27 protein-coding genes and 1 tRNA gene are annotated in these 21,213 nt (G+C 49.4%); 21 read left to right on the top strand and 7 right to left on the bottom strand.

What is annotated here, in order from left to right; genetic code table 11:
• Positions 1–89: 89 nt before the first annotated feature.
• A complete protein-coding gene (locus tag EL645_RS03750; protein WP_126548787.1) occupies positions 90–1,508 on the bottom strand; it encodes a DUF4032 domain-containing protein in 1,419 nt (472 codons plus the stop codon).
• 200 nt (positions 1,509–1,708) lie between these two features.
• On the opposite strand from EL645_RS03750, the gene EL645_RS03745 reads away from it, so the two are divergent.
• The gene (locus EL645_RS03745) at positions 1,709–2,485 is read left to right on the top strand and encodes an SDR family oxidoreductase (RefSeq protein ID WP_126548786.1); all 777 of its coding nucleotides are present in this window, start codon (positions 1,709–1,711) and stop codon (positions 2,483–2,485) included.
• A 284-nt stretch (positions 2,486–2,769) separates the two neighbouring features.
• A complete protein-coding gene (locus EL645_RS03740) occupies positions 2,770–4,134 on the top strand; it encodes a cytochrome P450 (protein WP_161977085.1) in 1,365 nt (454 codons plus the stop codon).
• 87 nt (positions 4,135–4,221) lie between these two features.
• Here the strand turns inward: EL645_RS03740 and EL645_RS39035 are convergent, their stop codons facing one another.
• The gene (locus tag EL645_RS39035) at positions 4,222–4,389 is read right to left on the bottom strand and encodes a hypothetical protein (protein ID WP_161977084.1); all 168 of its coding nucleotides are present in this window, start codon (positions 4,387–4,389) and stop codon (positions 4,222–4,224) included.
• Between the two features lie 303 nt (positions 4,390–4,692).
• Between EL645_RS39035 and EL645_RS03735 the strand changes: the two genes are divergently transcribed.
• Together EL645_RS03735 and EL645_RS03730 are read left to right on the top strand one after the other, a co-directional pair.
• The gene (locus EL645_RS03735; protein WP_126548784.1) at positions 4,693–5,001 is read left to right on the top strand and encodes a hypothetical protein; all 309 of its coding nucleotides are present in this window, start codon (positions 4,693–4,695) and stop codon (positions 4,999–5,001) included.
• A 283-nt stretch (positions 5,002–5,284) separates the two neighbouring features.
• Complete coding sequence (locus tag EL645_RS03730; protein WP_126548783.1) at positions 5,285–5,509, top strand: hypothetical protein; 225 nt, start codon at positions 5,285–5,287, stop codon at positions 5,507–5,509.
• Positions 5,510–5,627: 118 nt separating this feature from the next.
• Here the strand turns inward: EL645_RS03730 and EL645_RS03725 are convergent, their stop codons facing one another.
• Positions 5,628–6,473, bottom strand: a complete 846-nt coding sequence (locus tag EL645_RS03725) for a 2-oxoacid:ferredoxin oxidoreductase subunit beta (protein WP_126548782.1) — start codon at positions 6,471–6,473, stop codon at positions 5,628–5,630.
• 3 nt (positions 6,474–6,476) lie between these two features.
• Positions 6,477–8,177, bottom strand: a complete 1,701-nt coding sequence (locus EL645_RS03720) for a 2-oxoacid:acceptor oxidoreductase subunit alpha (protein ID WP_218032039.1) — start codon at positions 8,175–8,177, stop codon at positions 6,477–6,479.
• Positions 8,178–9,015: 838 nt separating this feature from the next.
• Between EL645_RS03720 and EL645_RS03715 the strand changes: the two genes are divergently transcribed.
• The 4 genes from EL645_RS03715 to EL645_RS03705 all read left to right on the top strand — a co-directional run bounded on the left by EL645_RS03715 (position 9,016) and on the right by EL645_RS03705 (position 10,911).
• A tRNA-Ile gene (locus EL645_RS03715) sits at positions 9,016–9,088 on the top strand.
• Between the two features lie 162 nt (positions 9,089–9,250).
• Complete coding sequence (locus tag EL645_RS39030; RefSeq protein WP_161977083.1) at positions 9,251–9,457, top strand: hypothetical protein; 207 nt, start codon at positions 9,251–9,253, stop codon at positions 9,455–9,457.
• Between the two features lie 35 nt (positions 9,458–9,492).
• Positions 9,493–10,410 (top strand): tyrosine-type recombinase/integrase, encoded by a 918-nt coding sequence (locus EL645_RS03710; RefSeq protein WP_161977082.1) that lies wholly within the window; start codon positions 9,493–9,495, stop codon positions 10,408–10,410.
• 255 nt (positions 10,411–10,665) lie between these two features.
• The gene (locus EL645_RS03705; RefSeq protein WP_126548780.1) at positions 10,666–10,911 is read left to right on the top strand and encodes a hypothetical protein; all 246 of its coding nucleotides are present in this window, start codon (positions 10,666–10,668) and stop codon (positions 10,909–10,911) included.
• Positions 10,912–11,082: 171 nt separating this feature from the next.
• On the opposite strand, the gene EL645_RS03700 is transcribed toward EL645_RS03705, so the two are convergent.
• Both EL645_RS03700 and EL645_RS03695 read right to left on the bottom strand, forming a co-directional pair.
• Positions 11,083–11,808, bottom strand: coding sequence for a YdcF family protein (locus EL645_RS03700; RefSeq protein ID WP_126548779.1), 726 nt, complete (start codon positions 11,806–11,808; stop codon positions 11,083–11,085).
• Between the two features lie 4 nt (positions 11,809–11,812).
• Positions 11,813–12,952, bottom strand: coding sequence for a helix-turn-helix domain-containing protein (locus tag EL645_RS03695; protein WP_126548778.1), 1,140 nt, complete (start codon positions 12,950–12,952; stop codon positions 11,813–11,815).
• A 317-nt stretch (positions 12,953–13,269) separates the two neighbouring features.
• Here EL645_RS03695 and EL645_RS03690 point away from each other — a divergent pair, with 317 nt between their 5' ends.
• The 13 genes from EL645_RS03690 to EL645_RS03635 all read left to right on the top strand — a co-directional run bounded on the left by EL645_RS03690 (position 13,270) and on the right by EL645_RS03635 (position 20,559).
• Positions 13,270–13,488: a hypothetical protein gene (locus EL645_RS03690; RefSeq protein ID WP_126548777.1), complete on the top strand. Its 219-nt coding sequence runs from the start codon at positions 13,270–13,272 to the stop codon at positions 13,486–13,488.
• Between the two features lie 282 nt (positions 13,489–13,770).
• Complete coding sequence (locus EL645_RS03685) at positions 13,771–14,043, top strand: hypothetical protein (RefSeq protein ID WP_126548776.1); 273 nt, start codon at positions 13,771–13,773, stop codon at positions 14,041–14,043.
• A 54-nt stretch (positions 14,044–14,097) separates the two neighbouring features.
• Positions 14,098–14,583: a hypothetical protein gene (locus EL645_RS03680; protein ID WP_126548775.1), complete on the top strand. Its 486-nt coding sequence runs from the start codon at positions 14,098–14,100 to the stop codon at positions 14,581–14,583.
• A gap of 50 nt (positions 14,584–14,633) precedes the next feature.
• Positions 14,634–14,837, top strand: coding sequence for a hypothetical protein (locus tag EL645_RS03675; RefSeq protein ID WP_126548774.1), 204 nt, complete (start codon positions 14,634–14,636; stop codon positions 14,835–14,837).
• A 179-nt stretch (positions 14,838–15,016) separates the two neighbouring features.
• A complete protein-coding gene (locus tag EL645_RS03670) occupies positions 15,017–15,343 on the top strand; it encodes a hypothetical protein (RefSeq protein ID WP_126548773.1) in 327 nt (108 codons plus the stop codon).
• 170 nt (positions 15,344–15,513) lie between these two features.
• The gene (locus EL645_RS03665) at positions 15,514–15,864 is read left to right on the top strand and encodes a hypothetical protein (protein WP_126548772.1); all 351 of its coding nucleotides are present in this window, start codon (positions 15,514–15,516) and stop codon (positions 15,862–15,864) included.
• Between the two features lie 22 nt (positions 15,865–15,886).
• Entirely contained in the window at positions 15,887–16,696 is an 810-nt protein-coding gene (locus tag EL645_RS03660; RefSeq protein ID WP_126548771.1) for a hypothetical protein, read from the top strand.
• A gap of 221 nt (positions 16,697–16,917) precedes the next feature.
• The gene (locus tag EL645_RS39025) at positions 16,918–17,352 is read left to right on the top strand and encodes a DUF488 family protein (RefSeq protein ID WP_161977081.1); all 435 of its coding nucleotides are present in this window, start codon (positions 16,918–16,920) and stop codon (positions 17,350–17,352) included.
• Positions 17,327–18,286 carry a TOTE conflict system archaeo-eukaryotic primase domain-containing protein gene (locus tag EL645_RS03655; RefSeq protein ID WP_161977080.1) on the top strand — a complete coding sequence of 320 codons (960 nt, stop codon included), beginning with the start codon at positions 17,327–17,329 and terminating at the stop codon, positions 18,284–18,286. The genes EL645_RS39025 and EL645_RS03655 overlap by 26 nt, the downstream gene beginning before the upstream one ends.
• Entirely contained in the window at positions 18,283–18,513 is a 231-nt protein-coding gene (locus EL645_RS03650) for a hypothetical protein (RefSeq protein ID WP_126548769.1), read from the top strand. Before EL645_RS03655 ends, EL645_RS03650 begins: the two co-directional genes overlap by 4 nt.
• 274 nt (positions 18,514–18,787) lie before the next feature.
• A complete protein-coding gene (locus EL645_RS03645; RefSeq protein ID WP_126548768.1) occupies positions 18,788–19,036 on the top strand; it encodes a hypothetical protein in 249 nt (82 codons plus the stop codon).
• A gap of 33 nt (positions 19,037–19,069) precedes the next feature.
• Positions 19,070–19,294, top strand: a complete 225-nt coding sequence (locus EL645_RS03640) for a hypothetical protein (RefSeq protein ID WP_126548767.1) — start codon at positions 19,070–19,072, stop codon at positions 19,292–19,294.
• Between the two features lie 68 nt (positions 19,295–19,362).
• The gene (locus tag EL645_RS03635; protein WP_126548766.1) at positions 19,363–20,559 is read left to right on the top strand and encodes a rolling circle replication-associated protein; all 1,197 of its coding nucleotides are present in this window, start codon (positions 19,363–19,365) and stop codon (positions 20,557–20,559) included.
• 11 nt (positions 20,560–20,570) lie between these two features.
• Here the strand turns inward: EL645_RS03635 and EL645_RS03630 are convergent, their stop codons facing one another.
• Complete coding sequence (locus EL645_RS03630; RefSeq protein ID WP_126548765.1) at positions 20,571–21,173, bottom strand: hypothetical protein; 603 nt, start codon at positions 21,171–21,173, stop codon at positions 20,571–20,573.
• Positions 21,174–21,213: the final 40 nt, after the last annotated feature.

The raw sequence follows: 21,213 nt of genomic DNA, 5'->3' as shown, positions 1-21,213 counted from the left end.
AATAAAAGCGGTCGCTCGGAACCAATGCTGGCTATCGAGCGGCCGCTTTATTGCGCTTTATGGTAACGCGTCGTTCTTTCTCTGGCGTACTACTCCTCATCCGATGGCTCTTTATTCAAGATTTTGGGTAGCTCCTGCTCAAGCTGTGGTAAATCCAGATGAACCAGGGGACGTTCGGCGGTTGAGAGCAGTGGATCGAGCTCATCGCTTTCGATCATCGGTGGCTCCAATACCGCCGCTACCGGTTGACGCTGTCTCCACCAGGTAGCAATGGAGGCCGGATCGACCGGACCCAGTTTGCCGGTCTGCGCTGTCAGCAATTCCCAATCCAGGATGGCCTCATCCAACGGAATCTCATAGCCCGCTTTTAAGCTCATCTCCCATTTATGTTGCATTATGGCGAAGTAAGCCTGCATCGGATCTTGCTCACTTGTTAACCGTTGCCGCAGCATCAAGATGGTTGGTAGGTGATAACTCTCATACCAATCCTGGGCTGCCTCTTCCACACTGACTGCCCGCTCTTCGTTCTTGCTCATGATCGCCTGGTGGCCGATGATCAAGTTGTAGAAACGTCGTGCATAGGCGCGTGGGATGGTCACATGGAGCATCTCATAGATGCGCTGTTGATACCAACCAGGCAAAATGGGCGTAATCTGATGCATGGCGCTGCTGGCCTTTTCCGAAAGAATGTCTCTCCAATCCCCCATAGCGCGGAAGAGACGCTGTGTATGATAGATCGTGTTGAGATCATGCGGACCCGTGACGCGGGAATGCTCACGGCGCACTGTGCGATAGCGCTGACAAAAATACCGATAGTCGGCATCATCCAGCACCTGCACATCTTCCGGTAGCCCTTTAGCCTGTCGTAGATCTTCAGCCTGCCAGGCCAGCGATTCACCAAACTGGGCCAGATCCTGTTCACGTAGACCTTCACTGATTGGCCCTGGAAAAAGTTCTACCGTTTCCGCATCGGCCATAATCGAGAGGATCTGTTTGCCATCGATACGAATCAATGCATTGGCTAGCGAAGGATCACCCCAATAAACGCCATGCTCATGTAGCTCGACCATCAGGACCGCGACCGCTGACAGCATGCGCTGCTTGGTGCGTTTGGTCAATGGTAAGCGATAGAGGAGTACATGCGGAACTACCCGTGGCGCCAGGCGTGTCACAGTATAGCCGCGATCGCCATTGATATATTGGCGCATGCCTTTTAAGCCAGGTACCTCAATCGCGATTGGCGGCGCCGATACCAGTACCGTCCCAATCGGACTCAAAGCAGGGATGCCCCGATGCTCAATCTCACGTAGATTACGGATCTCGCGCTCCGCCATGCGTGGTGTCGTCTCCTTGATCGCATAGCGTGCCCCCTGGCGCTCAACGAAGATTACCGGATGGCGCGAGTCGCCGCGGCGCACCACCAGCACCGGAACTCCATGGCTTTCCCATTCTTCTAACTGGATATCCCATGGGAGTCCCTCCACGCGATGGCGATCATCCGCACTCATGGTAAATTGTATTTTAATATTATTGGTAGTAATAATAAGCTCCTTATAGTGGTGATAGGCGGATAAAATCTCATGTATGTGTTAAAGTGATGATAGCATGCCTGGATCATGAATCGCAAACTGAAGAACGAAGGAGTTTTTATGCATACCATAACAGGGAAGTTTTCACAAAAAGCCATTTGTGCCAGAGGAGGTTTACATTGAGTACCTTAGATTTATTTCGCTTAGATGGTAAAACCGCTATTATTACTGGTGGTGGACGTGGCCTGGGCCAATATTTTGCCCAGGCGCTCTCAGAGGCGGGGGCTAACGTTGTGCTCTGCTCACGTAAGCTAGCCGCGTGTGAAGAGGTACAGCGTGAGATTGAGGCCAGTGGTGGCCACGCCTTGTCCCTGGCGTGCGACGTCACGAAGCTTAGTGATGTAGAGCGTGTGGTGGCTGCCACTCAGGAGAAGTTTGGGGGCATTGATATCCTGGTCAATAACAGCGGCACCACCTGGGGCGCACGCGCTGAAGACATGCCACTGGAGAAATTTGAGCAGGTTATTGATGTCAACATCAAAGGCACCTTTCTCATGAGCCAGCAGGTAGGACGCAGCATGATCGCCCGTGGTCAGGGTGGCAAGATCATCAATATCTCCTCGGTGGCTGGCCTGACAGGTGGCAATCCCAAATATATCCAGGTAGTTGGCTATCACGCCAGCAAGGCCGCAGTAATCAATATGACGCGTGACCTGGCCACCAGCTGGGCCCAATATGGTATTACCGTCAACAGTATCGCTCCCGGCTGGTTCCCGACCCGCATGTCGCACGCCCTGCTTGAGCGTTACGAAGAGGCCATGCTGGCCGATATTCCCCTGGCCCGTTTTGGTAGCGCTGACGACCTCAAAGGCGTAATCGTCTTCCTCGCCTCGCCAGCCGCAGCCTACATGACTGGTCAGACCATCGTGGTCGACGGAGGCTCAACCGCCTGGTAACCCCTGAGGGTTTTAATCTCGCAAAAGCTTTTAAAGGGATGTGCCGCTCAATCTTTGAGCGGTACATCTATACCTGGCTCCGAACTTTCTTGTGGTGGGTGAAATTGCCTGCATCAGCCTCATATAAATGCTGATAGCTTGCCGCAAAACTTGTTGGAAGGTTCAGATCGAGTGTTATAATATGGATGTGTAAATATGTGATGTAGCTAAATTTTTGATCTGGCAATGCAGTTGTATGCGCATGCCCTGGCTTTACAGGGGTGTCTGTCAGAAGGCAGATGATAATGAGTATAGAAATCAAGGAAGTTCCCGGCACCAAAAACATTCCGGGTATCACAGAGACGCCACTGGTTGGCTCTATGTTCAAGCATAACAATGATCGCTTGAACCTCTATCGTCATGTCGCGCAGGATTGTGGCGATATTGGACTGATGCACTATGGGCCATTTCGCTTTATTCAGATAAGCTCTCCAGACCTGGTACGTAGCATGCTGGTTGAGCATGCCGCCGACTTCGACAAAGGCGATGGTATGCGCAAGGCCTTTCAGCCAGTTATCGGGAATGGCCTGTTTATCAGTGACGGTGCCTTGCATCGTCAGCAGCGCAAATTGATGGCCCCTTCTTTCCAGCCACGCCATATTGTGAGTTATGCCGATGATATGGTGCGCTATAGTGAGCAGATTCAGCAGGGCTGGCGTGATGGACAGGTGGTGGATATTGGCCATGAAATGACTCAACTGACGATGAGTATCGTAGGCAAGGTTCTCTTTGATGCCGAAGTATTCACCGAAGCCGATGAACTGGGCGCAGCTATGAGCACTGTCCTCTCATTCGTCAACTACTCCCTCTCGCATCTGTTTCCTATCCCCATGACCTGGCCAGTGCCACGCAGCAACAAAGCGCGCCAGGCCCTGGCAGTGCTTGACCGACGTATTAATCAGATGATTGCAGATCGTCGTGCTAATACTGGCGATGCCAATGACTTCCTCTCCGTACTGCTGCGTGCCCGTGAAAATGGGAGTGGCATGGATGATAAGCAGTTACGTGACGAATCTTTGACCCTGTTTGGGGCTGGCCATGAGACGACCGCTACTGCCCTGACCTGGGCCTGGTATCTGTTGGCCCAGCATTCTGAGATCTTTGCTAAAGTACAGCACGAGGTCGATACGGTCCTACAAGGACGCACACCCACCTATGCGGACCTGGCTCAACTGCCTTACACACTACAGGTGTTCAAAGAAGCTATGCGCCTCTATCCGCCTGCCTATGCGGTTTCGCGCGTAGCATTAAAAGATTGTAATCTAGATGGCTATCCCATCAAAAAACAGGATATCGTGATTGCTGCCATCTTTGCTATGCATCGCCGGCCAGAATACTTTCCTGATCCGGAGGTCTTTAATCCAGAGCGTTTCACTCCAGAGAACGAGAAGCAATTGCCGCGCTATGCTTACCTGCCTTTTGGGGCTGGTCCACGCATTTGTATTGGCAACCACTTCGCCCTCATGGAAGGACATCTGATCCTGGCTACCCTGGCCCAGCACGTTACCTTTGACCTGGTGTCTGGACAGCAAGTAACGCCAGATCCCAACAAGACGATCACTATCCGGCCCCATGCGCCCATCAAGATGGTGGTTAAACGTCGCTCATAAACCTAAATAGACTTCCAACCAAATAAAGAGAAAGTAGGCCAAAGCGTGCGCTCTGCCTACTCTCTCTTTATTTGGTTGGAAGTCTATTTATTCCTGTGTTTTGCGGCGGAACAGGAAAAAGATGCCCAGCAGGGTCAGGCCCAGGATAATGGGTAGCGTGAAGCGGAATGAGTTCTTGCCTGTCTCTTCTTGTTCATCTGGTTGATCTACAATCTCTATTTTCGGCATCGTTGTTTCTTGTGTGGCTTGGGCCATGAAAGTTATCCTTTCAAAACTTAAAGGTGCTATTTCGCTCACCGTTGTAGCGAAATCTTCTCTGGTGTCAGGAGTTTTTTACTTCTTTCACCAACACTTATTATTATACGGCGGAGCCTGTAAAAAACGTTACCCCTGTCTATAGATAGCCAGGATACCTCACGTACGCCTGTGATGCCTGTTCCATAACATTTCTTGCTATCTCAAAAATAATTTCGCCCGTGAAAATCTCTTGACGCACCTGGGCCGTCGCGTTATCATCCTACTAGAATAGTATTTTTCGTAAAGGTATCTTTTGTCATCATGATGAAACACTTAGAAGGACGCAATCTGGCCCATCCCGGGTGCTTAATTGGCGTTACTCTTGGTTTAATTATTGGGATCGTCCTGGCTGGAGTTCTGGCTGCAGGCTTTAATGTAGCCTTTAACACCGTTTTGCTGGTCTGGCTGGGTATTACCCTTGGATTGGGACTAGTTGGCTGGATCTGGGGTGCCTATCTGACTACCAGGCAACAGCTAGCAACCATGCGCGCCAATGCCTCAGCGACCCCTGCCGAATCAGAATATACTGCTCAAGAGGGCAATAGTCCTGATCTGCCTGCAGGACAATAAGAGGACCAACATTGTCTTTATGATACGTTAAGAACTGGTAACTTGTATCAAATTATGGTATAGTATATCTTACTCAGCCCCTTTGTTTCGATATTTCCGATGGTGCTGAGTAGAAGAGCAATGATGCTCACGGGCAAAGACGCAGCGGATATGCGTATCATTGTGGGTGTATTCAAAGGCGTGTGCTTACCACTGGATACGATAGTCCCCCTTTGTTGTGTACTGTTTATCTTTTTATGTGTATGAACAGTATCACTGATCAACACAGTAGAGGAGGCACCTGATGTCCAATGAATTCCAGCGACCCGTCTCTGTAGATTTTGCTCCACGTGGTAGCGCTTGCGAATGGTGTGGTAAGCCTGCTGAACGGCAACTTACAGCTATTGGTGGCACGTATCATAATGAAAGCGGCGTTTTCTGCCGTACCTGTGGCGAATTGTTTGTCCAGGGTGTTGCCAATTCTCTTAGCGCCTCTACATTTACTCAAGTGCGTCAGCAGCAACAGTAAAGTAGATCCATAAGCGTCATTTTAAGCTTATGGGTATCAGACTTTGATTTCCAAGAAATAAGTAAAGAAGGGACTGGTTATAATATACCAGTCCCTCTTTATGATTCCTACATGGAGATTATGCGTAGCGCTTCATATATTGTTCAATATCAAATGGTTTAGATTGCTGTACCTGGTGATGGGCTGCCTGGTCCATTGTCTGGCGCTCCTCTTTAAAGAAGACACCTGTATACTGTTTTTCGGTCTCCAGAGCCAGGGTAATGGCTTTCGCTTTATCATGGGTATTATGGTTTGCCTCTATCGACGTGACCGAGGCATCCCAGGCATCAAAGGTATGATAAAACGTGGGACATGGGCTGAGTGCATGAATAAATGAGAAGCCCTTATGCTGTACACCCTGCTGGATCAAGGCTGCCAGTTCTTTAGGTTTGGCCGAATAGCCGCGCGCGACAAAGCTAACGTTCAGTGAGAGCGCGGTAGCGATCGGATTAAACTGAGAGGCCAGCAAACCATAAGGGGTTGACTTGGTGACATGACCCTGTGGCGACGTTGGTGACGTCTGGCCTTTGGTCAGTCCATAAATCTCATTGTCCATCACGACGACCGTAATATCGATGTTGCGCAGGGCAGCATGGACCAGATGACCGGCGCCAATACTGAAGAAGTCGCCATCGCCACCTACAGCAATCACATTCAGATCCGGGCGAGCCATTTTCAGTCCCTGGGCCACCGGCAGAGCGCGACCATGGACACTATGGAAACCAAAGGTCTTCATAAAGTGCGGAAAACGACTGGAACAGCCAATGCCCGAGACAACCACAGTTTGATCTGTGGGCAATTTCAGTTCAGCCAGACCACGAAAGGCTGCATTGAGCACACCAAAGTCTCCACAACCGGGACACCAGGTGGGCTTTACCTCACTCTTATAGTCTTTTGGCGTTGGATTAATCAGTGTTTGAGTCATGATTTAATAAACCTCCTCAATTGCCCGTAGGATCTCGGCGGCTGTAAATGGAATCCCTCCGTATTTATTGACGCGGATGGCCTGCAGCCCATATTTGGCACCTAATAGATTAGCAAGTTGGCCTGAATAATTATTTTCTGGCACGATAACTTTCTTTACTGAGGATATAAAGTCCTGGATTGTTTCATCGGGAAGTGGCGAGAGGATGGTTGGATGGAGTGCCGCGACTTTCAAGCCTTTGGCACGCGCGCGATCCACCGCTTCCTGAATGGTTCCTTCGGTTGATCCCCAGCCAATTACTCCAATAGTGGCATCTGCGTCACCATAGCGCTCCGGTTTTGGCATCTCTGCGGCTGCAGTGGCCAGTTTGCGGAAACGCTTCTTCATCATTGCGGTATGATCTTCTGGTTCATAATTGGGATGTCCGGCCTCATCATGCTCCAGGCCAGTGGCCACATAAGCAGGGGAGCCCGTACCAGGAGTACTCATTGGCGAGATACCCGTTGCGGAATATGCGTAACGGGTATATTCATGCTCCTCGGCCCCTGCACCTACCAGAATCTGTTCAGTTGAGTGTCCATTGTGGTGTCCGTTGCTCCCATTGGCCTCATGCTGACTGTTGTATTGCAGGCGCTCATGCAGCTCAGGTGTTTTGAATACCTGGCTATCAACGCTCTCAACGCGGGCGGTCAAAGACTGGTCACTCAGGAACAAGACCGGCATTTGATAGCGTTCCGCCATCTCAAAGGCCTGGATGATCAGCTCATAACAATTGGCCACATTTGAAGGAGCGATCACGATACGCGGTGTATCGCCATGGCCGGCGTGCAGCGCGAAGCTAAGATCAGACTGCTCCATTTTTGTTGGCATACCAGTACTTGGACCCGCACGCTGGGCGTCTACGATGACGGCAGGCAATTCAGCCATCGAGCTCAAGCCAATCAACTCGGTCATCAAAGAGAAGCCAGGACCTGAAGTGGCAGTCATCGCGCGCATGCCTCCATACGAAGCACCGAGCACGGAAGCCAGGGCGGCAATCTCATCCTCAGCTTGCAGGAAGGTTCCTCCCACCTGAGGCAATTCTTTCGCCAATCCCTCCATGATATCGCTGGCTGGTGTAATCGGATAGCCTGCGAAATAGCGGCATTGAGCTGCCAGGGCGCCAGCAACAATGGCCTGATTTCCATTCAGCACCACGCGATCAGCCTTCTCGACAGGACCAAGCAGGTAAGGATCACTTTTTGTTACTTTCTCGGTAACATATTTTTTTGCTACATCGAGGGCCAGCAAGTTCTTTTCCATCAACGTTGCATTGGCCTTACGAGAGCGAGAGAGTTTTGACTGCACTACCTGGATGATCGCTTCAAGAGGGGGACCAAACAGTCCACAGATCGCTCCCAGCATGACCATGTTTTTCGTCTGGAAGAGCTGCACCTCTTTACGCGCAATCTCATTAAAGGGGACGGCATACGTGATATAGTCACCAGGCTCGGGTGTAAAGTCGGATGGATCATACATCAAAACGCCACCGTGGCGTAGCTCGCCGACGTTACGATCATATGCTTCTTTATTCAAGCAGATCAACACATCCGCGTAATCGCCCATCGACTTAACCGGGTGATCGCTAATACGAACCTGAAACATACAAGGTCCACCGAGAATCTCGGCTGGAAAAGTTCTGAAGGTATAAACATGATACCCCAGCGAGCGGAAGCCAGGGCAAGGATATCACCACCTGAGATGGTGCCCTCACCGGACTCACCGCCGATACGTATTGTTACTTCATTCTCCATTGAATGCCCCCTGGAAAAATGTTGACCGCGCCACTCGTCAGAGCATAGCGCGGTATATACAAAGTCGGGCTGTGCTTTAAGATGGGGATTTTTGTCACAGGAGCATCTATATATCTCTTTCTAACAATAAGAGAGATATGTGTTCTGTGAAAACATATTCTTCTTCCACGTGCCAGACAACATTGAACGGCATGTATCAGCAAGTGCATAATACTGTACCCGTTTCTAGCTGACTGAGCAGATACATCCTCAATCTAACTGTCCGTTCCTACTTGACATTTATAGGGTTGAACGTAGCACTTGGCTATTCTTATTATAGCACACCAAATGGATGAGTGTCCGCATAAAATGATGAAAATTACTTCATATACGCCGATTTGCGCCCCAATTTGACCGAAAAAGAACATATTTATATGCACAGGTATGGGAAATTGTGATAAAAGTAGCGCCATTAAGAGGATCAAGCATCTTTTTGATGAGCCAGAAAAAAGCGGGAGAATGGTAGTGAAATGTATTGTTCACGTTTCACTAGCGCATCAGCAGTTTATTCGGTGATCGTCAATGTAATTGTGCCAGCGAGCATCCTGAATAATTTGTAATCACATAAATAGAGAATGCAGGTAAAAATTTTTTGCTCAAGCCCGACGACCACTATTTTAGAGTAACACAGAGAAAACATGAGCCAGCGGAAAAATTCGCCTGAAAGCCCTTCACAAACGCCTGACGATATGCTACAATACACAGCGCAAGGGCCTATAGCTCAGCGGTTAGAGCAGTCGGCTCATAACTGATTGGTCGCTGGTTCGAATCCAGCTGGGCCCACCCTATTGCTCAGGAAGCCAGTTCTCAGGCGCACTCACGCCAGGCTGGCTGTTTTTGTTTTTTGGTAAGAATTGGTCGAAAAAGCTGTTAGTAACCAATCAGCCCAAAAACGTATGAACAATCAGCTACCTGTGAGCGCGTCATGGAAAGAGAGGTTCCCTGATGGCTGCTCGAAAAACTGATAAACCTACGAAAACCACAAAGAACACAACACCTGCATCTTCTGGCACATTATCTCGCCGCGTCAAAACAATAAAGATCGCGGTGGAAGATTTTATTCTGGATCACCAAAGTCGCGTGGAAGTTTATTCTGGATCACCAAGTCAAAATCATAGCCTCAAACTTTGCGCTGGCACACTATTGCGCTGAGTCATTTCTTGAACTACCTGGAGCAAGAGCAGGATGTGACAGTTATAGACCAGCTGGAGACATATCACTTTCGCGCCTGGCTCGTCTTCCTGGAAAAAGAGGTTGGGCCTCGCGGGAAAGTTCGTGCTACCCGTACCCGTCGCTGGTACGCTCAATCGGTACATGCCTTTGGCCGCTGGCTTTATGGCGAGAGATATATTGGTGAGGACTTCACGGAACGCGTCAAGCTGCCCAAATTAGAAAAGCCCCTCATTCGTATTATTGAGTTTGAGGAATTTGAGCAACTGCTAGATGCATGCGCGCCTCCCCAGGAGAAGAGTTTGACTGCTGAACGTAATGCTGCTCGTAATAAGGCGATATTATGGTTGCTCTGGGATACCGGTATACGACTTAATGAGCTGTGTGATTTTCGCATGTCAAATTTTGATCGTCAGAATGGTTCTATTATTGTGTATGGTAAAGGTCGTAAAGAGCGCCGTGTTGCGCTTGGTCGTAACGCTTTACGTATGCTCCTCTACTATATAGATCGCTGGCGGTATAACTCCGATGGCCTGCAGCAGCTGGGGATTATCGATAGCGGTCATGTCTTTCAGGCTGAGACTGGCCAGGCGCTGACAATGCATGGTATCCAGATGCTTTTCAAACGTCTGCGCAAGCGAGCTAATATCAGCGATCACCGTATTACTCCTCACATTTTCCGTCATACTTTTGCTGTTCGCTATCTCATGCTGGGTGGTGACATCTTTAGTTTGCAGGAGATGCTTGGCCATGAGGATATTAGCACTGTCAAAAACTACATGCATTTGAACGATCTGAATGTTCAATCCCAAAAGCGGAAGTTCAGCCCCGGCGACAACGTGCCCTTCATGGCTCAAACCCAACCGCGTAAGCAGCGCAGCGATTTTCGGGACCCGGTCAAGTGGAAAGCTGATGCTAAAAAAGAGAAGCAATAATAGTAGTACTTCTCGATTACCTGAGAATAAGAAACTGATGGGAACCATATACGGATCTGTCTGGCGGCAACGTACCCTTTCATGGAAAGGCACCACTTACAGGTTTCCGTGATCCTATCAAACGTAAGCCTGGACTTGAAAGGAGATTAAAGCTAACAAAATAGAATTTAAGCGTAATAGGCAGGGTGGTTATTGCATAAATCGATATTGGTGAGATAATTGTATTGAAGAGTTTTTTGTTGAAAGAGGGATCGAATGCAACAATTTCCACAAGGGTATCAGGCACAGATGCCAGTGCAAAACGCACCACAGCCACAACAACAGGCGCAAGAAGTCAAGTTCTATAAATCCTCCATTTTCTTGTTTGCCAGTGCTGCAGGCAAGCTCGAGCGTGATTATGCCCGTATGGCAGGTCAGGGTTGGAAGCTTCTGGGCACTCCGTCGTTTGTGGGTGTCAACTTCTGGCTGCAGCGCGTGATCTGCGCAGTCTATGTGCGCTAAGTCCACAGGTAAAAAGAAACCCGTCTCATATCGAGGCGGGTTTCTTTTTGGATCTTATCTGCCCAGATACAAATAGATGATCATCTCTGCTGCAATGACAATGACCATCAATGCTACCGATCAAAAGAAATTAAATCTGGTCAGAGAGATATTTCCTCTGGCCAGATTTTGTTATAGTAGATCGCCTTTCGCTCTGTATTTCTCGATTCTTTCTCGCTCGCTTTTTATCAGCTTACGATGTTCTTTATTAAGAAACCAGGTCGCCGGGCTCCATTCATCTGAGTCTGCATAGTAGTTAATAATCTCAATGTTATAGGGCTGAAATACTTTTGCAAAAGTGAGATAGGTTCTTAACTGGTGGAATGGTGATGTCACCAGTATTATTCTCTGCATATTGTGCTTTTTGAGAATCTCCAGGACATATTCTGCGTTTTCACGGGTATGTAAGGACTCTGCTTCCATTAAGATCGCCGCGCCTGGCACTCCTAATTTAATGGCCTGGTCACGGATGTATGTTGCTCCTAGCCCTGTGTCCCAGGATTTAGCTGCTACTGTAGCATCCTTCTGGCCAATACGCCCTTCTTTAACTGCCTTCTCCAGGTCTTCAATTGGGATCAATGAGGGGGTGTCGGTTATTTTGAAGCTAAATTTTCCAGAAGCAATCAAATATGGTGCCCACCCTTTACAATAAAGATGAGCAGCTGTCTGGATTTTACCATCAAGAAATTTGATCTTCCCGCGGGTTCCTGCCAGGACAACAATCGCATCAGCATTCTTGAGCCGATCTCGTAGAGCGAATTGTTTGCCTTTGAGAAAGAGTACAGTCCATGCAATAAACGGCATCAGAACAAACGTACTGATGCCGATCAAAAGAAATTTGACTTTGTTTGTCTGCATATTCCTAGTTGGAAAGCATTGCTCCTAAGTGGGCTATGCTAAGTTCCTTTCTCCATTTTGATTGAGTAAGGTAAGAGTAGAGCTGCTTTATCCGTGTTATTGTCTTATTTGATCCTACTGACCTGGCCAGCATTAATGACTCCTCCGCATGAGCGACACAGATATCAATTAAACCCAGGCCACAATATGCTTCAGCCTTTTGAGCTAATAATCTCGCACGGCCACGAATAATTGTAGGATCATACGTTACTAGCCCTCTATCTATTAACGTTATAGCGCGTTCATAGTCTCGCAATAAGACTGCATCTATGCCTTTTTGGGCTGTAACTGATGACAAACTAAAGCGGCTCCCGTTCACTTCTATATATTGATCTTTCCTCTCTAATATACGCTCTGCTAGCCCAATATACCTCCAACTTTCTTGAGGCATTTGTGCCTTCGCATATGCTTCAGAGAGTGCTTGTAGTGTGTATCCCCTTAAGTTTGGTAAACCCTGATTGTTGATGACATTAAGTGCTCCGGTAAGAAACTTTATTGCATCTTCCGGCCTATCTTGCTGGATGAAGGTTACACCCTGGCGCGCAAGCGCTGAACCGATCAGTTCTGGATCATTTATTTCCCTGGCGACCTGGTAAGCGTTTTTGTAGGCCTGGTGCGCTAACTTATAATCCATCATGTCTCTTGCGAGACAACTCTGGAGCTGGTAACTCATTGTAAGCAGCGTCATGGCTCTCACATGCCAGGATGTTCCTTGTGTGGATCTAGTAAAAGCACTGATTTCTTTAATCCACAAGTCTAGCCCTCGTGCGGCTCTCAATGTTCCCCCGGTATGATACATGTCCCAGCGTGTAGTCATTTGATCTTCTAAAAAGGCCATGCGATCTTCATTCAAGGCTATCTCTGCCTGATTGATTTGGGGTGTCTCATTCTTCACATCTAGAAGAATTGCAGGTATACCAAGGAGTCCAACTAGAAGTTTGCGCCTCTCTGTGCTTTTAATCATGCTCTGTTGCTCCATTCGTTGCACAGTTCGCACGTCAATTTGTAGTGCTTCAGCGAGGTCTAGTTGAGACCATTTTTTAGCTTTGCGATACTGTGCTATTACTTGTCCCTGATGTGTTGCATCTAATGACTCAATGCCCATGATGCATTACCTCCTACAAATGTCGTGTCTGTGCGGAATTTGCCGTAGATTCATGCCTACGGATACACGATAATTAGGGTACAAGTTGCAGATGAGCGGATCGCTGGTGGTGAAGGTAGCGCGTCCGCTATTATTCGGAATTTCTTAGAGCATGTTTATCTCAATCCGAGTATACCATCTGCTTGGATGTAAGGCAATAGCAGAAAGGTAGAAATAGCAATTCGGGCTGAAGCGAATATTAGGTCATCTTAGTTACTGGCTTCCTGAGCAGGGCACAGTCTATATTGCTTTATTCTATCCACTCTGATGAAAGGAGTATGGTGACATCCAAGAAGCTTAAGTCGGTTTTGGGCAATAGTTTGCCAGCTGGTATGTCAAAAGCAGATGTCGAGGCTGTATTGCAGTTTCTGTATGGGGCTTTTGATAAAAGATCAGCTAAACAAGTTCAAATTTCTCATCCTTATATCGAGGAAAATGCTCCTCAAGTTAGCGTTTCTGATTTTTGTCGTTGGCTTCAATTTGTGTGTAATTCCTGATGTAAGGAGGTATGCACATTTCTTGCGATGTTGAGTTGTTCCTGGTGAAACGGCTTCTCCCGGGTAGCGGCGGGTAAGTAAGCAGTGTGTTTAGCGATTTGGTGTTGAACTTAAATAGTTTTCGTTCGGCGTTGCGAGGTTCTCTCTCGCGGAAAGTCAGAGGTTGTTATGGGTAAAAAAGAAGTGTTGTTTCTCGTGGTGGCGATTGTCTTGCTCTTGCTGCTAGCGACGACTGGCGGGTTCGTTTATCTGATGAATTTTCTTCATGGAGTCGCGTAGCTGGTGCTCCGATTTGATGTTGCGCTTTGGCGGCGCTGGTCTTCGCTGTTTCCTGACCAGGTTGGATACCTGGAGGCAGATAATGCCTACTCAGCCATTGTTCAGCTGATGCATACCTATGGATATACACAGGTCGAACATGCAGCCGCCAGGGCTCTTGACGGTTCTCTTGTCTATCGCGTCTATCACCTTCGCGGGATTGAACGCGGTCCGATCTGGTTTTATGGTCGAACACTCAAGGATAGTACCATTCAACACGTACCGGATCAAGGATGAGCGTGCCGTTGATGCTTTCGTGAAATGACCAATGTTACTCTGGAGGGTTTCCTTATGGCACATGTATTGCATGAACAAGGTCAGTCTTTCGAAATGGAGCGTGTTTCCACGCAGCGTATCCAGATGTGGGCCTGGGCTGCAGGACATTCCTATTCATCGCTCGAGCTGGACCTTGCATCTACGGCATTTCTGGCGCTGTGGTACGAAGCATTCGCTTTTGATCAGTATGAAAAGCTGCTCAGTGATGCTGGAAATGCCCACAAAGTGGTGAGCTGGTTGGATATGCTCGTCTCGGTTCTGGGGACTGCGGCAAACTGTTGGGTTAAAGTTGTGGAGTTGTTCACCGCTAATCCAGATTGGCCACATACCCATTTACGGCATCTTGAGCAGGATGCTCGGGAACAATTTCACTTCCTAAAGGGGCTGCAGCAACAAGCTGCTGAACATGTCGTTGCGCTTTGCTCTACCTGTGGCTGGGAAGTGGCAAAGGACACCAGTAGCTATCTGGCCTCTCAACAAGAAGGGAATGCAGCGTGGTAGGGCTCCATGCAAAACGCTTTTGCATTCACATCTGGTTCTCAGAGGATGCGGTGAACGTAGTTCCTGACATTAGTGAAGAAGTTGAGGCGCTTACGTCGTTGTTCGCCATTCAACAGGTGATGGATCACCATGAGGTTATGTATGCGGAAATGGTATGTGCTACGCTTGCACACCTGCAGAACCGTATGACCTGGTTCTTTGCAGTTAACAAGACGGTAGCAGGACTCACGTATTCACCTGAGCGCCTGGTTTAACTGTATGTTGTGGTTGCTGGCCAACATGTAGCGATGGTGGCCAGCTGAGAGAACACTAACAGCGTTCGTTCGGCGTTGCGAGGTTCTCAATGGGCATTGTCTCATTGGCTCCTCTGACTGTCAAGGTTCTCTTCAGTTCTTTATTCTTGTGCTTTTACAACACATGAGAGGAGTCTCTGATGATTATCAATCTTTCCAATGTTCAAGCGGCCTGCTACATGTTTCAGGTCGACAATCCTGATCGCATCGTCTGGTATTACTCCCTGATTAAGGAGTGGACGACTCAAACACCCATGGCTGCTGTTGATGAGGTAGATATCGTAGTTTGGATCAATCCCTATACCTCACAGGCCGGGATCATCCATGCACAGCCAACTGGCGTCCGTGGGAAAACCTTGGAGGGATGTCTGGAGCAATTAGCCAATGATGTCTATGCCGATCTGCAAACCGATCTGGAGTACCTGCAGCATATGTGTGTAACGCCTATGCCTGTCTTCGCCCATTAGTGCGGACAGCCCAAAACACAGAAACAGCCTCATGTGATCATTGGATATGCCAATGATGAAACTAAGCAGGCGATTATTACTCACCTGCTTGCGACTGGAATGTGTATGCAACCAGTCATGCTCTATTCAAAACTTCTGTTGAACCACACAAAGAAAAGGAGAGTGATTCCATGAGAATCGATGCTCAAGTAACCAAAGTTGAAGTTAAGAAATTTTCGGCATTTGATCCAAAGACTGGTGCTCCTGACCCTGGCTATATTCTGCAGATGACGGTCACGGACCTGGATACTAGCGATACCCATCAATGTTCTTTCAATGAGGGCTTTGGTCTGGAAAATCTTCGTCAAGCGCGCAAATTAAAAGCTCCAGAAGCTGAGCGGGATCAGATCGCGGCACAAGTTGAAGCTGCGGCAAAGGCACTTGAGGGTCAACGCATTATGCTCGTCGTTGGCAAACCACGTGCCAAAGGATTTGTTACCTTTCCTGTTGTCTCTGTCCAGGGCGCTGGGCAAACAGTCTAGCTGTCTCTAAAGGAGGTCGTCGATGCAATTACCTATGCAGGCGCACGTCCAAACCTTCGCCCCCACCAAAGCGCGTGGGGGTAGTTGGGTTCGGAAAGTCGAACATTGGGCAGTGCGCTTTTTCTCTCTGGTGTTTTCGGTTGTGACAGCACATGCAATCTGGTGGTTTTTCTCCTCTGCGCTTAACTGGCTGGATCAATATCAGTGGATTGTGACCTTACTGATGGCTGTAGGATTTGCGGGCCTGGGCTTTATCATCAGCCGTGGCCTGTCTCATCGCCTGCAGCGCAAAGAGCCATTGGGCGTGGTGGTGCTGATTGTAGCGGTGTTTGAACTCGTCGAGGTTGGGGCCTGTTTTGCGCAAGCGGCGGTCAGTATCAGCCATATTGACTGGCTTGCAGCTTTTCAAGGTGGGATGCATGGTTTTCTCACCTTTCTCTGCTATCTGCTCCTGCCCATTGTTCCCTTTTTCACGATCGCGCTGGCCTGGTTTGATATGGACCTGGATCGGGAAAAGACCGGTGAAAAACCTGCTCCTGCTCCCAAAGCTGATAAGAAAGCCAAACAGGCTCCTGTCTCAACTGCTGCATCCTTCAATGGGACTCCTGGTGTTGGGACGGCCATCAATCCACTTGCACCTACTCATGGGTATCGCGGTCCTCTGCCAGGCACCAGTTCACAGCCACAGAGTGCCTACCCGAGCATGATGCCACCAATGAGTGGGCAACAGGGACAAGCCCCTTTTTTCGGTCTGAACCGGTCACAGGGAATGCCACAAGCGGAACAACAAACGATGGCCATGCCTGGGCCGGGGGGTCCCTATCAGCGGTAGTGCCTCCTGAAGTTGTTCGCATTGATCCATCTGGGAAACGGCGCAATCGGCAAGAATCGGCATTAGTCCGTGAAGCGCTGGAGCAAGGTTACGAGGTGCAATTTACCACAGCGGATCAATGGAAGCACTATCATCGATCACATCCACAATCCTGACGCGGTGGGATGCCTGATGCAGTGAAGCAAAGGGTATCCCTTCTTTTGAGTGAAGGAGGTTTCTCTATGTCTGATGTCCTTGCAACCCCTGCCGGGACGTTTCTCTACCCGATTGGGTATGCTGCGCCTGGCAGTGAGGACCTGGTGCTCTCGCTGATGCATTCCTATCCACAGGCGTTGTTACTAGACGTACGGCTGCGGGCTCGGTCGCGGTGGTTCCCAGCCTGGAATAGACGGGCCTTGGAAACGCGCTGGGGTGAGCGCTATATCCATGAGCTACGCTTTGGCAACGTGAATTATCAGTATCCCCGTCGTCCCATCGAACTGGCTGATCCTGATGCCGTGGTGCCCTGGGCGGCGTCACTTCTGCTGCAGGGGTATCATCTGCTCGTGCTCTGTGCCTGCAAAGACTATGCGCGCTGTCATCGCAAAGTGGTGGTTGAGCGCATTTATCAGCGGTGTGTGGAAGGAGTGCATGATGCATCCAACCGAACTAACTGACCTGGCTGCGCTGTATGCTTCGGTGTTTGTGCATTGCTGGGACTCCTACGCGGTGCAACAATCTGATGGTTCCTATCGCCGCATGCATGAGCCGCTCTCGCTCCAGCACCTGGCTGCGCATCTTACGGGTCACATCACTCTTGGCACGTACCTTTTAACCGCCGATAACACCTGCCGTTTCGCGGTTTTTGATGATGATCAGCCTGGCGGTCTGGTCCGGCTGGCACACCTGGCCGCGGAATTGGAACATCGCGAAAGTGTACAGACACTGCTAGAGATGAGTCGGCGCGCTGGTCATCTCTGGGTGCACCTGGCTAAGCCAACTCCTGCAGACCAAGTGCGCGCCTGGCTCTTACCCTATGCGCTGCAGTTGGGGTGTGAACTCTATCCCAAACAGGATCAATTACTCAGTGGTCCGGGCTCGCTAATCCGGCTACCCCTGGGTATTCATCGCCAGACCGGGCGCTGGTATCCGTTCCTGAGCATTGATCCTGCGATAAGTCAACTGGTGCCGGTCGGCTCCACACAGCAGGCCTGTTTTCAGTGGGTGGCGCAATCCCTCTCACGGGTGGATGTTCCTGATCATATCCGTCTGCAACCTGTGCTTCCTGAGCAAGTGAAAATTCCAGTTGAGACGGTGTTCGTGCCGCCTGGCCATGGTGCTATTCGCGCCTGGTGCCAATCACAAGACATTCGACAGGTCATTGGTCACTATGTGGCCCTGGATCATCGCGGTCTGGGCTCCTGTCCCTTTCAGGGTCATCATCGGCGCGGCGATCGTCGTCCAAGCTTTCAGGTCTTTGGGGGCCGTGATCCCCATTGGTACTGTTACACTTGGCGGCGAGCTGGGAACCTCTTTGATTTTTTCTGTGAATACTATGGGCTTTCAGTGCAAGAGGCCTGGATACGGTTACAAGAAGGGAGGCTTGCATGAGTGGATCAGGTCCTCATGAGAGCAAACATGCCCTGCTGATGTATAACGCTGATGGTCAGCTGCGCAATGGTACGGCAACCTCGAAAGATATTGTAGCTGCGCGCCGCCTGGCACAACAGGTATTTATCCTGCAGCCTGACATTAACTACATCGAACTGTATGTGTGTACCCCAGCGGGTCAACTGGCATCGGGTGCCCTGGAACGGGTAGATCGGGTTCAGAATTGAAGCGTCTCTTGCTGATGGGGCTACCTATCGGCTGGCAGGCTGGCCAGGTGCGACACCTCATCTCTAGCCCACGCTCGCCGCCCGATTCCCTCGCCCCTGGTCGCTCGGCCCACGTGCCGCCCGGCCTCGTCCTCCCGGAGCTTTGCGCGGTGGGGGCAGGGGCCCCCAACATGCGCAAAGCGGAGGGTCTTTACTTGACCCTAATAAGGATAAATCACACAAGTATAAACGCTGATGGGTATCACACACGATGATACCGGAAAGGAAGACACACATGAACGATGACATTTCTATTATTCACAACGCGGAAGTTGCTCACCTTGCCAATAACGAGGCTGATAAGCAAGAACAAAACCGGGTCTCCCTGCAGACACTCAAGCTCTGTTTTTCACATACACAGGTTCCCTGGTTCGTGGAAAAGCAGGTGATTGATCTCTACCATCGCTATGGCCTGGTGGTTGCTCTTGAAACGGCCAAAGTGGTCATTGAAGCGTTTGATGCGGGCCTACGACGGCAGAAATAAGCCGCGTATGTGGTGTTGGAAAGGATGCAACGCATGAGTGATGTACGCCGGGTCCATGTCGAGGGCTCAATCTGGGTTGACGCGGAACACGTCCAGTGGAATGACGATGATGAGCAGTGGGGCACTGCTCTCATCGGCGGCGAAGAGTATGCGGTGATCTGGAGCTATGATGGCGACGGATACACCGAAATAGCGGAGAGTGACCTTGAATGGTTCCGCACCATTAATCCCGGTTTCTATGATGGTTCCTGCAGATAAGGTGCCTCTTATGACGCAAAACATTGTCTTTGTTTATTCTCCCAGGAAAGCGGAAGGCTGTAGAACGTATGTGTATTGATGATCTCGTATTAACGAATTATGTTGATCCCCTTCCTACGTCCATCGAAGGGATTCGGCTTGCTCCCATCTCGGAGCAGGCCGATCTTGCTGAGCAGGCGGGAACAGAAACACTCTACTTTTGCCCTGACTCCTGGGCGTTGCGTCATCGCTTTATCAATCAGGAAACAGGGGAAGTAATACGTGCACGCTGTGACCGTTGGAGCTGCCTCTACTGTGGACCGCGGAAGACGGATCAGTGGCGGCAGTTGATTGCTGCAGCTGAGCCAGAACTGCATGTGGTCCTTTCACGGGCGGGCAACACCGTCGAAGAAGCTGCTCGTGCCCTGACGACCTGGGTACAGTTTCTGCGGCGTGGCTCCAAAGGTCGCGGCAAAGGTCGGATTGGTGCCCGGCCTGCCTTTCCCATTGAATACTTCGCCGTGCTTGAACGCCATGAGAATTTTGAAGAGAGCGGGTTTCACTGGCATATTCTGATCAAGGGCACTGATTATCTCCCGAAAGAGATGCTTGATGCAGCCTGGTCATCGGCGACTCATGGCAAAAATGAGTTTGCCTGGGTTGATCGTGTCAAAAATGCTCGGGCCATTGGCTACGTTACGAAGTACCTGACCAAACATATAGCTCGCGGTGAAAAAGGAACAAAAGAACGACGGCGTGAAGTCACTGAGGCACAGCTGCGGCAGGTCTCTGAGCATGCCTTTGAAGTCGTGCGTGATGACGAGGGCAAGCCGATAGAGCACACGCGTATCCAGGTCGACCAGGTCACGAGTAGTGCTCGCCGTATTCGCTACTCTCGGCACTTCTTCCCGGCGTCCGTTGAAGAATTGCGCTTCCGTCTCTTCTCACAACTGGATGATCCCGACCAACTTGAACGGGATACGACACCAGCAAAACCAACGCCTGCAGACACTGAAGAGCCTAGTCTCTCACGAGAGGAAGAGCAGCCGTCAGACGCACCCTTTGATGAGTTTGCTGAAGCCGAGCAATCACAAGACGAACCACCGACTCGACCACGCTGGTCGCTCTATGAAGCTGAACCGTTTTCGAAAGATGTGAATGAATATAGACAACGGAGGCGACAAGCACTGCTTGAAGCTATGATGGTCGTCCGGTCTGGTCAGTGGCGTATCTCTGGCCGGGTAATATCAATTTGGTCCTTTCAACGCTTGCAAAAACGGCAATGAATGCCAATCTTTTAAGCCTCGCATATGCTTTTTCGGACAACTTCCCATGCAAAAACTCGTCCCCGTTTATGGACAGGATGAATAAGTCCTTCAAAGGTACTTGTAATTCTATCCCCCAAGATAACTTTTTCTTTAGCAAGCACTTCAAAAGCATCTATTGCAGGGTCTAGGGATCTCTTATCATAGTCATAGCCATAAATTAAAATTGCTTTATTGCCTAAAAAAGACGATTGAGTAAGCTTTTCACAATCACTCAAAGCACTATGATCTGTGTAGTAAGGAGAAAGTAGATGAGTAATAATTGTATCTGCAGGCTTACCATTATCACCAAAAAACCTGACCATTTTTACTTCAATAATCCATTCCCAGTTATCAGCTTTACCTAGGCAAATATCACACTTCTGTCTAGTTTCTGCGTAAGGAACTTGAATAGAATAGTTTTCGTATCTATCTGGATATAGCGCAACGAGTTCACCAATAACAAGGTTTATTGTCTCTGTTTCAGTATGTGGTCCTATACCAGGTGAATATGGCATTTTGTGGGGACGCTTCTTATCGGCAAGCATAATACCTTGCGCAAAATCAAAAACCAAGCTACTTAGTTCTAAATCCATATAATTAATTTTTACCTTCAAAAGATAGATGTTGTAATAT

Origin of the sequence: Dictyobacter kobayashii (assembly GCF_003967555.1) — a bacterium.
In the GTDB taxonomy this organism is placed as follows: Bacteria; Chloroflexota; Ktedonobacteria; order Ktedonobacterales; family Ktedonobacteraceae; genus Dictyobacter; species Dictyobacter kobayashii.
This window is presented reverse-complemented; position numbering and strand designations above follow the sequence as displayed.